Origin of the sequence: Streptomyces sp. PA03-1a (assembly GCF_033792805.1) — a bacterium.
Lineage (GTDB): Bacteria > Actinomycetota > Actinomycetes > Streptomycetales > Streptomycetaceae > Actinacidiphila.
Window position 1 is genome coordinate 1 of the sequence record NZ_JARAVO010000280.1, and the last position, 11,758, is coordinate 11,758.

Sequence of the window (11,758 nt, forward strand, 5' to 3'; positions counted from 1 at the left end):
GGGCGAGGGCGCCTTCCGGGTGCCGCGTCTCAGGGGCCCCTCCCCCACCCCCTCCCCGCACCGCGGCGTAGACCGCACCTGCCAGGGCCTCGCCCAGCGGGCGGGCCAGCCCCAGCGCGCCGCGCTCCTTGTGCGCCAGCAGCACCGCGCGCGGCTGGTCGGCGTAGACGGTCGCCGCCCGATGGGCTGCCCGTGCTCCCCGCATGAGTCAACGATCCCGGGAAAGGGCGATGTCCACCAGGTCCGTCCCCAGCCTGTGGATAACTTCCGCCGCCGCACGATCACCGCGCGATCACCACTCGACGCAGACGCCCGAGGAGGGCGCCCCGGCCGGTCAGCCCGGGTAGACGGGCGAGCTGGCCTTGGGCGCGACTTCCTTCCAGTTGGAGTCGGGCTGTAGCCGGAAGACCCCGCCGTCGAGCTCCGCGAGCAGCGGCTTGTCCTGGCGCTCCGAGGCCGCGACCGACGTCACGCCGCTGATGCCCGGCAGGCTCGGCGTGGACGCGCCCGAGCCGTCCGCGTCCACGTACTGGATCTGCGGCACTCCCCCGGCCTCGCGTCCCACGACGACCACCCGGCTGACCCCGGCCCAGGACGCCGCCTTGACGTCTTCGAGCTGCGGCGCGACGCTGCGCAGCTCCGCCACCGTGATCCGCGGGTCGTCGGCGGTCCCGGTGCGCTCGATCCGTCCGAGCCGCAGTGTGGTGTGGCCGCCGTCACGGACCAGCAGGGCGATGCGCACGCCGTCGGCCGCGACCCGTAGCGATTCGATGCGCCCGTCGCCGAGTTCCGGCACGGCGACGGGCACGGGGGTGCCGGCGCCGTCGCGCAGCATCAGCAGTTGCGGCTGCTTCGGGTTGCGGTCGGCGATCCAGAGGTCGCCGTAGCCATCCCAGCTGGGCGTGGTGAGGCGGTTCTTCGGGTCGGTGGCCTGGCTGCGCAGGACGACGGGGCCGAGCTGGGCGTCGGCGCTCAGCCCGGTCACGTAGAGGCTCGCCCCGTCCTCGCTGAGGGCGGCGGCGTACTGCTCGTCGCGCCGCACGGCGGCGGAGCCCATCTTGAACGGGCCGGTGCCGAGGGGGCCCGCCACTGCGGTGGGCTGGGTGTCCGCGCCGCTGAGGCTGACGAGGTGGTGGTCCGCGTCGATGAAGTACTGCTCCCGGCTTTCCCCCACGAGCTTGCCCGGGGCGTACGCTCCGGCGTCGTCGCGCCGGAGCGAGCACAGGCTGCGGCCGTCCGGGCCCTGGAGTTCGACCGAGGGCACGGGTGTGGAGGACATGCCCTGGACGGTCTCGATCAGCTGGGCGGCCATCCGTTCGCACCGGGCACCGTCGCCACCGGGGGACCGGTTGAGCGTCACCGTCACGCGCTGGGAGTCCTCGATCTCGACCTTGGTGGCCCGGATGCCCGTGGGGAACGCCGAGACGACGACCGGTTCCAGCCAGTCGGTGGGTCCGGCGAGCAGGGCGTTGACGGTGGTGCTGAGCGCGTTGATGCGCTTGCGCAGGTAGATCGGGTCGGCGACGAGGGCGTTCCGGCCGGCGGCGGCCTCCTCGGGGCCCGGCCCGGGGGAGGCGAAGTAGAAGGTGTCGACGGAGCGGTAGAAGCGCTGGAAGTCGGCCTCGCTGAGCACCAGGCCGTCACCGACGCCGGCGATGCGCCATTCGCCCTTCTCCTTGGTCAGGCGTATGCCGGTGCTGAAGGAGCCGTCCTCGGCGCGGTAGGCGTGCCGTCCGTCGACGGTGGCGACCCTGTCGCCGGTGAGGGTGATCTGGGTGCTGCCGCCGTCCTTGCCGTCGGCTATCGCGCCGGGTTCCTGCACCTGGGAGGGTCCGCCGGCGAGGATGGTGATCCCGGACTCGGGTTTCCAGCGCTTGGCCTGGTCCTTGGTCATGTAGAGCTTGGCGGTGGCGTAGTCGGCCTCGTCGCTCGTGGTGGCTTCGAGGAAGCCGTTGACGATGTCGCGGGGGTTCTCGCCGCCTTGCGGTTTGACGCCGAAGACCCGGACCTGGGCGTCGGTGTCGGCGTGCCTCTCGCCGCCGCCGACTTTGTGCACCTCACCGCTGCTGGGCATGGAGGCGCAGCCCGTGAGCAGCACCAGTCCGCACAGGAGCACGCCCGCAGCGGCCGGCCTCGGAAGGCCGCCCCCCTTCGCACGCATCAGTCCTCGTCCTCCCGCGCCTGGTCTGCTGTCGTCGTGGGGTGGGTGACCGTCCCGCTGCCCGCGCGGTGCCCGACGACCCGTGCGCCGTTGCCGGGCAGGGCCGCGGGGTCGGCGGCCGGGGGACGTGGTGGGCTGAGCGGCATCGAGGGGATGGCGGGCGCGGCGAAGCGCGGTGCCGGGAAGCCGTGGTGCGCGGAGGCCGGGGACGCGGCGGCGTCCAGCGCGGTGGCACCTGCGGGCATGCCGCGGTGGGAGAGCGCGGAGGCGAGGTCGCGGTTGCGGCGGGAGTCCTCGGGTTCGAGGGCGATCGGTGATCCGCGCAGGCTGTCGGCGCCGGTACGGGGCAGGGTCAGCCGGAACTGGGAGCCGCCGCCGGGCTCGCCCCAGGCCTGGAGCCAGCCGCCGTGCAGGCGGGCGTCCTCCAGGGCGATGGACAGGCCGAGGCCGGTGCCGCCGGTGGTGCGGGCGCGGGCGGGGTCGGCGCGCCAGAAGCGGTTGAAGACGCGGGTGGCCTCGCCGGGCTTGAGGCCGACGCCGTAGTCGCGCACGGCGACGGCGACGGCGCCTCCGGCGGAGGCCATGCGGACGTGGACGTCCTGGCCCTCGCCGTGTTCGACGGCGTTGACGACGAGGTTGCGCAGGACGCGTTCGACGCGGCGGGCGTCGGCCTCGACGGTGACGGGCTGCTCGTCCCCGAGGACGACGATGCGGCTGCCCTTGCGCTCGGCGAGCGGTTCGGCGCCGTCCACGACGCGCCGCACGACGTCGCGCAGGTCGACGGGTTCGGCCTCCAGGGCGGCGGCGCCGGCGTCGAAGCGGCTGATCTCCAGGAGGTCGGAGAGCATCGACTCGAAGCGGTCGAGCTGGTTCTGCAGCAGCTCGGCGGAGCGCGCGGTGGCGGGGTCGAAGTCCTCGCGTGCCTCGTGGATGACGTCGGCGGCCATGCGGACGGTGGTCAGCGGGGTGCGCAGCTCGTGGGAGACGTCCGAGACGAAGCGGCGCTGCATCCGGGACAGGTCTTCCAACTGCTGGATCTTGACCTGGAGGGTCTGCGCCATCTTGTTGAAGGATTCTCCCAGGCGGGCGATGTCGTCCTCGCCGGTGACCTTCATGCGTTCCTGGAGGTGTCCGGCGGCGAGCCGCTCGGAGATCCGGGCGGCCATGCGGACGGGCGTCACGACCTGCCGGACGACGAGCCAGGCGATGGCGCCGAGCAGCACGACGACGAAGATCCCGGCGGTGGCCAGGGTGCCCTTGACCAGGCCGAGGGTCTTCTCCTCCTGGTCGAAGGGGAAGAGGTAGTACAGCTGGAAGGGGTTGCCGTTGGGGTCGCTGAGGCGCTGGCCGACGATGAGGGCGGGCTCGCCGTCGGGCTCGCTGTCGCTCTTCATCGAGATGTAGCGCTCGAAGACGTCGGACCGCTCGTCGAGGGCCTGACGCAGGTCCGCGGGCACGCTCTCCTCGGGCCAGACGCCGCCGGAGCCGCGGGGTGCGTGGGTGCCGGGGCTGTCCGCCTTGGCGCTGTAGGTGTCCGAGCTGAGGGCGACGACGGAGTAGACGCCCTGGCCGCTGCTGGCGAGTCCGTCGACGAGGTCGTTGAGCCAGGTCGCGGTGTCGGGGCTGTGCTGGCTGTCGGTTCCGGCGCCGCCGGTGTCGGGGGCGCTGCGGGCCGTCTCCTTGGCGACGGCGAAGCCGCCGACGGCCTGGCTCTGGGCGGTCTGCCGCTTGGCGTCGAGCAGTCCGTTCTTGACCTGCCCGATGACGACGATGCCGAGGAGCAGGACGACGCCGAGGGACATCAGCAGGGTGGTGGCGACCACGCGCAGCTGGATGTTGCGGCGCCAGAGCCGGGCGGCGGGCTGGAGGGGCCGCCGGGCCCAGCGCACGAACGAGCGGAGCACCGGCAGCAGACCCGTCAGGGGGTCCGCGTGCCGGCTCTCCATCCGCTCACGCTCGTACGCGGTGGCCACGTCAGCCCGGTCCGGCCTTGTAGCCGACGCCGCGGACGGTCACCACGATCTCGGGGCGCTCGGGGTCCCGCTCGACCTTGGAGCGCAGCCGCTGGACGTGCACGTTGACCAGGCGGGTGTCGGCGGCGTGCCGGTAGCCCCAGACCTGCTCGAGTAGCACTTCGCGGGTGAAGACCTGCCAGGGCTTGCGGGCGAGCGCGACCAGCAGGTCGAACTCGAGGGGGGTCAGCGCGATGGGCTGGCCGTCCCGCTTGACCGAGTGGCCGGCCACGTCGATGACCAGGTCACCGATGGTGAGCTGCTCCGGCGTGGGCTCTTCGGCCCTGCGCAGCCGGGCCCGCACGCGGGCGACGAGCTCCTTGGGCTTGAACGGCTTGATGACGTAGTCGTCGGCCCCGGACTCCAGGCCCACGACGACGTCGACCGTGTCGCTCTTCGCGGTGAGCATGACGATGGGGACCCCGGACTCGGCCCGGATCTGGCGGCATACGTCGATGCCGTCCCGTCCGGGGAGCATGAGGTCGAGGAGGACCAGATCAGGCTTGGTCTCACGGAATGCGGCGAGGGCCTTGTCACCGTCGGCCACGAACGACGGCTCAAAACCTTCTCCGCGCAGCACGATGCCAAGCATCTCTGCCAGTGCGGTGTCGTCGTCGACGACCAGGACGCGTCCCTTCATAGCGACCATCATCCCATTACCTGATCGTGACCTGGAGCACGAGACGGGCACAAAGCTGCCAGGGCATCGGGTGTGACCGGCGAAACCACGCCGTTTTCGGTGACTATTGCCGTTATCAGACCTGCGGGTGTGATGTCGAACGCAGGGTTGTACGCCTGGGTGCCGAGGGGTGCCACCGGGTTTCCGGCCGATTCGGTCACCTCGTGCCCGGGGCGCTGCTCGATCTCGATGGACGGGCCGTCGGCGGTGCCCTGGTCGACGGTGGTGGTGGGGGCGACGACTATGAAGGGCACGTTGTGGTACCGGGCGAGCACGGCGAGTGGGTAGCTGCCGACCTTGTTGGCGACGGAGCCGTCCGCGGCGATGCGGTCGGCGCCGATGAGGACGGCGTGCACGTTGCCGGCGGCGAAGAGTGAGCCTGCGGCGTTGTCGGTGAGCAGGGTGTACGCCATGCCGGAGCGGGCGGCCTCGTAGGCGGTGAGGCGGGCGCCCTGGAGCAGGGGGCGGGTCTCGTCGACCCACAGGCGGCGCAGCTGGCCCTGGCGGTGGGCGGCGAGTGCGACGGCGAACGCGGTGCCCTCGCCGCCGGAGACGAGGGCACCGGTGTTGCAGTGGGTGAGGATTTGGTAGCCGCCGCCGGGGAGGAGCTCGGCGAGCAGCTGGAGGCCGTGGCGGGCCATGGCGGCGCTGGCCTCCTTGTCCTCGGCGTGCAGGCTGCGGGCCTCGGCCAGGGCCGCCGCGGCGGCGCGTTCGGGGTCGCCCCCGGCGGTGCCGGTGAGGGCGGCCCGGTAGGCGGCCAGGGCCCGCCGGACGCCGTAGGCCAGGTTGACGGCGGTGGGCCGGGCGTGGGCGAGGGATTCGGCGGCCTCGTCCACGTCGTAGCCGCGGACGGCGGCGAGGGCGATGCCGTACGCGCCGGCTATGCCGAGCAGCGGGGCGCCGCGCACGGCGAGGCCGCGGATGGCCTCGACAAGGGCGGGGACGTCGGTGCAGACCAGCTCCACTTCCTCGGCGGGCAGCCGGGTCTGGTCGAGGAGGACGACGACGGGGCCCTCCGGCGGCTCCTCCCAGCGCAGCGCCGGGAGGGGCTCGTCAGGGTTGCCCTTGGAATCATTGGCCAGAGTTACCACGTACTGATCACCCATCTGCTCAGTCTGCCGTGAACGGCAGCACGTTTTGAACGGTTGCGGCACTCCGCATCCGCAGGTACAAGCCCGCTTCGCCCATGGCACGATGGCCACCGTCCCGCCGTTGGACGAGTAGGTAGCGCAGTAGCGAAGGAGCGACGATGAACGACTCTCCGGGCTGGGCCTCGCCCGGATCCTCCCCCTCCGGCGAACCGGGCCGCACCGACGGCCCCGGTGCGCCGCAGGACGCTGCGCCGCAGAACTGGTCCGAGCAGCAGCCGCCCGCGGGCCAGTGGAAGACCGCAGGCGGCTGGGGCGCCCCGCCTCCGCCCAGCGGCCCGGTGTGGGGCAGCCCCGCGCCCTCCGGCTGGCAGCAGCCGCACTGGGGTGCCCCGCCGTCCCCCAAGCCCGGTGTCATCCCGCTGCGTCCGCTGGGCGTCGGCGAGATCCTCGACGGCGCGGTTTCCACGATGCGCGCGCACTGGCGCACCGTGCTCACCATCTCCTTCGCGGTCTCGCTGCTGACCCAGGGCGCCATGCTGCTGCTCCAGGGGTTCATGCTCGACGACAGCGAGACGCTCAACTCCCTGGAAGGCCGTACCGACCCCTCGTTCAGCGACGTCATGAACGCCGTCGGCGGCACGCTGGCCGCCGGGGGGCTCGCCCTGGTCATCACCCTCCTCGGAACGGTGATCGCCACGGCGATGCTCACCATGGTCGTCAGCCGGGCCGTCCTCGGCCGCGAGGTGACCCTGGCCGAGGCGTGGTCCGATGCCCGCCGCCAGCTGCCGCGCCTGTTCGGGCTGACGCTGCTGCTCACCCTGATCGGCGCCGGGATCATGGCCGTCGGCATCGTCCCCGGGATCCTCGTCGCGGCCGGCGGCGCCACGGGCGCTGGTGTCGGCCTGGCCCTCCTCGGCGGCGTGGTCGCCCTCGGCGTGATCGTCTGGCTGATGATCCGCTTCAGCCTCTCCTCACCCGCTCTCATGCTGGAGAAGCAGGGTGTCCTGAAGTCCATGGCCCGGTCGGCCAAGCTGGTCCGCGGGTCGTGGTGGCGCATTCTGGGCATCCAGTTGCTCACCATGATCCTCGTCTACATCGTCTCGTCGATCATCCAGATTCCCTTCGTGCTGGCGGGCATCTTCACCGGAAGCGACGGCCTGTCGTCCTTCGCGTCGGGCGACCAGGCGAACCTCGGCTGGACGTACCTGATCGTCATCGGGATCGGCGCCGTCATCGGATCCACCATCACCTTCCCCATCAACGCCGGCGTTACCGCCCTGCTCTACATGGATCAGCGGATCCGTCGCGAGGCCCTCGACATCGAACTGGCCCGCGCCGCGGGTGTCCCCGGCTATGCCGACGCCCTCGGCGGGAGCGGCGCACCCGGCAACAGCTCAGCCACCGGGGGCTGATGCCGGTGTCGGGGGAGGACGTACCGGTCACCATTCCCCGCGGCCCCGCCCGAGAGGCCGCCGAGGACGAGCTGTCCAAGGGCATCTACCACCGCGACGACCCGAGCCTGTTCGAACGCGCCCTGAACTGGCTCTGGGAGAAGGTCTCCCACCTGATGGAAGCCGCCTCCGGGGTCACCCCCGGAGGCACCGTCGGCGTGGTGGCGATCATCGTCGTGGTCGTGCTGCTGGTCGTCGCCCTGCGCCTGCGGCTCGGCAGGCTGCGCGCGCAACCCACCACCGGCACCGGGCTGTTCGCCGACGCCCCCCGGACCGCAGCCGAGCACCGGGCCGCCGCCGAGGAACACGCGCACCACGGCCGGTGGAGCGAGGCCGTCCAGGAACGGATGCGCGCGATCGTGCGCTCCCTGGAGGAACGGGCCCTGCTCGACCCGCGCCCCGGCCGGACCGCGGACGAGGCGGCCGCCGAGGCGGGCCGTCCCCTCCCCGGCCACGCCGCCCGCCTCGCGGACGCCGCCCGCACCTTCGACGACGTCACCTACGGGGACCGCCCGGGCACCCCTGTCGCCTACGCGGCCCTGCGCGTACTCGATATCGAAATACAGAGCACCAAGCCCCGGTTGGCCGACAGCGGCGCGGCCGCCGGAGGTTCCCGCCCGTGACCGACACCCTGTCTCCGCCACAGGCAGCCACCCCGGCCACCACGTCGGCCTCCCCGACCGCGGGCCAGCTGTGGACGCGCTCGCGCACCCTGCTCGTGGCGTTCCTCGTCCTGATCGTCTTCGGCATCCTGTACGCCGCCGCGCGCTCCGGTGAGAACCATGACGCACTCGACCCCCGTTCTCCCGACCCGTCCGGCAGCCGGGCCGTCGCTCAACTCCTCCACGACCAAGGTGTGACCACCACGGTCGTCACCACCACCGACGAGGCCCTGGCCGCCGCCGGACCTGACACCACCGTCCTCGTCACCGTGCCCGACCTGTTGACGAAGCGTCAGCAGGACGTGGTACATGGCGCGATGGAGCGCGCGGGCGGCCGTGTCGTCCTCCTCTCCCCCAGCGAGCCCTCCATCGGACGGCTCGCCCCGGGCGTCCGCTACACGGGGCCCGTCCCCGTCCACGTCCTCGAGCCCGGGTGCGACCTGGCCGCCGCCCGCACCGCCGGCTCCGCCGAAATGGGCGGCAGCGGGTATGCGACGTCCTCGCGGGGCGCCGACCACTGCTACCCCGATGCCCGGGGCGACTTCACCCTGCTGCGGCTGCCCGCGGCCAACGGCGGCGACACCGTCGTCCTCGGCACCCACACCCTCCTGCAGAACGAGAACCTCGCCGAGCAGGGCAACGCCTCGCTCGCCATGCAGATCCTCGGCGCCCACCCGAAGCTCGTCTGGTACCTCCCCTCGCTCACCGACGCCTCCGCCTTCGGCGGCGGACAGCAAAGCTTCCTCGACCTCATCCCCGACGGCTGGAACTGGGCAGTCCTGCAGTTGTTCATCGCCGCCGCCTTCGCGGCCCTCTGGCGCGCCCGTCGCCTCGGGCCCGTCGTCGCCGAGCGGCTGCCCGCCACCGTCCGCGCGGCGGAGGCCACCGAGGGACGTGCTCGCCTCTACCGCCACGGCCGTGCCCGTGGCCGGGCCGCGGAGGTGCTGCGCACCGCCGCACGCGACCGGCTGGCCCCGCTGGTCGGCATCCCTCCGTCCCAGGCCCACGACCCGGCCGCCCTGGCCACCGCGGTGGCCGCCCGGCTCGACGACCCCTCCGTCGACCCGCACAGCCTGCTCCACGGTCCGCCTCCCCCCGATGACGCGGCCCTGCTGCGTCTCGCCGACGACCTCGACGCACTGGAACGCCGCGTCCTTCTCAACGAGAGGAAAGCAACCCCGTGAGCGCCGCCCCGACCGCCGACAGCGCCCGTGCCTCCCTGGAGGCCCTGCGCACCGAAATCGCCAAGGCCGTCGTCGGCCAGGACCCGGCCGTCACCGGCCTGGTCGTGGCCCTGCTCTGCCGGGGTCACGTCCTCCTGGAAGGCGTGCCCGGAGTCGCCAAGACCCTCCTCGTGCGCGCCCTGGCTGCTTCCCTCCAACTGGAGACCAAGCGGGTCCAGTTCACCCCCGACCTGATGCCCGGCGACATCACCGGCTCCCTCGTCTACGACGCCCGCACAGCCGAGTTCTCCTTCCAGGCAGGCCCTGTCTTCACCAACCTGCTGCTCGCCGACGAGATCAACCGCACCCCGCCCAAGACCCAGGCATCCCTCCTGGAGGCCATGGAGGAGCGCCAGGTCTCCGTCGACGGCATCCCCAGGCCGCTACCCGAACCGTTCCTCGTCGCCGCGACGCAGAACCCCGTCGAGTACGAGGGCACCTACCCGCTCCCCGAGGCCCAGCTGGACCGCTTCCTCCTGAAGTTGATCCTCCCGCTGCCGTCCCGCGAGACCGAGATCGACGTGCTCACCCGCCACGCCGACGGCTTCAACCCCCGGGACCTGGACTCCGCCGGTTTGCGGCCGGTCGCCGGCCCCGCCGACCTCGACGCCGCCCGGGACGCCGTCGCCAAGACGTCGGTCTCCGCCGACATCACGGCCTACATCGTCGATATCTGCCGAGCCACCCGTGAATCCCCCTCTCTGACGCTCGGTGTCTCCCCCCGGGGAGCCACCGCCCTGCTCGCCACCGCCCGCGCCTGGGCCTGGCTCACCGGCCGCGACTACGTCATCCCCGACGACGTCAAGGCCCTCGCTCTCCCCACGCTCCGGCACCGCATCCAGCTGCGGCCCGAAGCCGAGATGGAAGGCACCACACCCGACTCGGTCATCACCTCGGTCCTCGCCCGCGTCCCCGTACCGCGCTGAGACGGGCGACGACCGACCATGGCACTCACCGGACGCACCGCCCTGCTGGCCGCCCTCGGCGCCCTCGCCGTCGGTCTGCTGCTCCCCGGCTGGAGCGGCATCCTGCTCGTCGAAGGCATCCTTCTGTTCGGAATTCTGTGCGACCTTGCGCTCGCCGCGCCAGTACGAAAGCTCCATTTCACCCGATCCGGTGATACATCAGTTCGACTCGGTGAAACGGCGGAGGTCGTGCTCACCGTGACCAACCCCAGCCGGCGCCCGCTGCGCGCCGATCTCCGCGACGCCTGGCCGCCCAGCAGCTGGTACCCGGGTACCGAGGTGGCCGCGTCGCGTCACCGGCTGACCATCCCGTCAGCCGAACGCCGCCGCGTCACCACCACCCTGCACCCCACCCGCCGCGGCGACCGGCACGCCGAACGCGTCACCGTCCGCTCCTACGGACCCCTCGGCCTGGCCGCCCGGCAGGGTTCCCACCGTGTCCCCTGGACGGTCCGGGTCCTCCCGCCCTTCCACAGCCGCAAACACCTGCCGTCGCGCCTGGCCCGCCTCCGAGAGCTCGACGGACGCACCTCCGTGCTCATCCGGGGCCAGGGCACCGAGTTCGACTCGCTCCGCGAGTACATCCCAGGCGACGACACCCGCTCCATCGACTGGCGGGCCACCGCACGCCGGGCCACCGTCGCCGTCCGCACCTGGCGCCCCGAACGCGACCGCCACATCCTCATCGTCCTCGACACCGGCCGCACAGCCGCCGGCCGCGTCGGCGACGCCCCTCGACTCGACGCCGCCATGGACGCCGCCCTGCTGCTCGCCGTCCTCGCGGGCCGTGCCGGCGACCGCGTCGACCTGCTGGCCTACGACCGCCGCGTACGTGCCTCCGTCCAGGGCCGTGCCGCCCGGGACATGCTCCCCGCCCTGGTCAACGCCATGGCACCGCTCGAGGCAGAACTCGTCGAATCCGACGCCCGCGGTCTGGTCGCCACGGTCCTCCAACGAGCCACACAGCGCTCGCTCGTCGTGTTCCTCACCGGACTCGACGCCGCCCCGATGGAAGAGGGCCTGCTGCCCGTCCTTCCCCAGCTCACCCACCGCCACGAGGTCCTCATCGCCTCCGTGGCGGACCCCCGCATCGAAGAGATGGCGCAGGGCCGTCACAGCGTCGACGCCGTGTACGCGGCTGCGGCCGCCGAACAGGCACGAGCTGAACGCCGCCGCGTCGCCCAGCGCCTTTCCCGGCACAACATCACCGTCGTCGACGCCCCGCCCTCCGACATCGCACCGGCGCTGGCGGACGCCTACCTCGCCCTCAAGGCCGCCGGCCGACTGTAGGAGACGAAGACGAAGGGCTCTGTAGGCAGGAGGGAGCAGCTGCCCCCTCCTGCCTACGGCCGGCTCTGCGTATTGCGGGACAACGCAGAAAAGCCCCAGCCCCCGAGTCGAAACTCGGGGGCTGGGGCTCAAAATTTGTTCGGCGGCGTCCTACTCTCCCACAGGGTCCCCCCTGCAGTACCATCGGCGCTGAAAGGCTTAGCTTCCGGGTTCGGAATGTAACC

9 protein-coding genes, 1 rRNA gene and 1 pseudogene are annotated in these 11,758 nt (G+C 72.4%); 5 read left to right on the forward strand and 6 right to left on the reverse strand.

Features of this window, described 5'->3' with window-relative positions:
- The 5 genes and pseudogenes from PV341_RS39375 to mtnA form a co-directional block, all read right to left on the reverse strand.
- Positions 1–205, reverse strand: a pseudogene (locus tag PV341_RS39375) (ComF family protein); the annotation flags it as partial.
- Between the two features lie 129 nt (positions 206–334).
- Complete coding sequence (locus tag PV341_RS39380; protein ID WP_500360306.1) at positions 335–2,161, reverse strand: LpqB family beta-propeller domain-containing protein; 1,827 nt, start codon at positions 2,159–2,161, stop codon at positions 335–337.
- The gene (gene mtrB / locus PV341_RS39385) at positions 2,161–4,107 is read right to left on the reverse strand and encodes an MtrAB system histidine kinase MtrB (RefSeq protein ID WP_500330140.1); all 1,947 of its coding nucleotides are present in this window, start codon (positions 4,105–4,107) and stop codon (positions 2,161–2,163) included. Before mtrB ends, PV341_RS39380 begins: the two co-directional genes overlap by 1 nt.
- A gap of 28 nt (positions 4,108–4,135) precedes the next feature.
- Positions 4,136–4,825, reverse strand: a complete 690-nt coding sequence (gene mtrA, locus PV341_RS39390; protein ID WP_078620260.1) for a two-component system response regulator MtrA — start codon at positions 4,823–4,825, stop codon at positions 4,136–4,138.
- Positions 4,822–5,958, reverse strand: coding sequence for an S-methyl-5-thioribose-1-phosphate isomerase (mtnA, locus tag PV341_RS39395; protein ID WP_500330124.1), 1,137 nt, complete (start codon positions 5,956–5,958; stop codon positions 4,822–4,824). The genes mtrA and mtnA overlap by 4 nt, the downstream gene beginning before the upstream one ends.
- A gap of 143 nt (positions 5,959–6,101) precedes the next feature.
- On the opposite strand from mtnA, the gene PV341_RS39400 reads away from it, so the two are divergent.
- Genes PV341_RS39400 through PV341_RS39420 form a run of 5 tightly spaced genes read left to right on the forward strand, consistent with a single transcriptional unit; the run spans position 6,102 to position 11,534 of the window.
- Positions 6,102–7,355, forward strand: a complete 1,254-nt coding sequence (locus PV341_RS39400) for a proline-rich domain-containing protein (RefSeq protein ID WP_500330126.1) — start codon at positions 6,102–6,104, stop codon at positions 7,353–7,355.
- Positions 7,355–8,017 (forward strand): DUF4129 domain-containing protein, encoded by a 663-nt coding sequence (locus tag PV341_RS39405; protein WP_500330128.1) that lies wholly within the window; start codon positions 7,355–7,357, stop codon positions 8,015–8,017. Before PV341_RS39400 ends, PV341_RS39405 begins: the two co-directional genes overlap by 1 nt.
- The gene (locus PV341_RS39410; protein WP_500360308.1) at positions 8,014–9,240 is read left to right on the forward strand and encodes a DUF4350 domain-containing protein; all 1,227 of its coding nucleotides are present in this window, start codon (positions 8,014–8,016) and stop codon (positions 9,238–9,240) included. Before PV341_RS39405 ends, PV341_RS39410 begins: the two co-directional genes overlap by 4 nt.
- Positions 9,237–10,205: an AAA family ATPase gene (locus PV341_RS39415; protein WP_500330132.1), complete on the forward strand. Its 969-nt coding sequence runs from the start codon at positions 9,237–9,239 to the stop codon at positions 10,203–10,205. The genes PV341_RS39410 and PV341_RS39415 overlap by 4 nt, the downstream gene beginning before the upstream one ends.
- 18 nt (positions 10,206–10,223) lie before the next feature.
- Positions 10,224–11,534 carry a DUF58 domain-containing protein gene (locus PV341_RS39420; protein ID WP_500360309.1) on the forward strand — a complete coding sequence of 437 codons (1,311 nt, stop codon included), beginning with the start codon at positions 10,224–10,226 and terminating at the stop codon, positions 11,532–11,534.
- A 137-nt stretch (positions 11,535–11,671) separates the two neighbouring features.
- Here PV341_RS39420 and rrf read toward each other — a convergent pair.
- A 5S ribosomal RNA gene (gene rrf, locus PV341_RS39425) occupies positions 11,672–11,758 on the reverse strand; the annotation flags it as partial.